The sequence below is a fragment of the Pseudomonas sp. SDT291_1_S447 genome, from assembly GCF_054070155.1.
The window spans coordinates 1-389 of the sequence record NZ_JBSVXS010000312.1; the positions used below are offsets into that span (position 1 = coordinate 1).

Here is a 389-nt window from a genome sequence, read left to right on the forward strand (position 1 = left end):
GCAGCACGTCGATGCTGGTTTTGCCGTTGGTGTTGAGTCCCGAACCACCCAGATTTGCGCCACCGATCACGCCATTGCCGCCGAGATTGCCCGTCTGCCATTGCACACCAAACTCACTGGCATCGTCCTCGCCGACTTCGACGATCAAACTTTCGATCACCACTTGCGCACGACGCTGGTCGAGCAGATCGATCACCTCGCGCAAGTTGCGATACAACGGCTCCGGCGCAGAAATCAGCAAGGTGTTGGTGGTGGCGTCAGCCTGAATGGTCACGCCGCCGGCGCTGAAGGCGACGTTCTGTTCGCTCGCCTGATTACCGCTGCTACTGGTGCTGCCACTGCCTTGTGCGTAACTGCCACCGGTACTGCCGCTGCTATTGCTGGTCGAT

1 protein-coding gene is annotated in these 389 nt (G+C 59.6%); it reads right to left on the bottom strand.

From position 1 onward, the window contains the following. A partial coding sequence (locus tag ACW9IR_RS29700) for a secretin N-terminal domain-containing protein (protein ID WP_457466179.1) occupies positions 1 to 389 on the bottom strand: 389 nt, incomplete at both ends.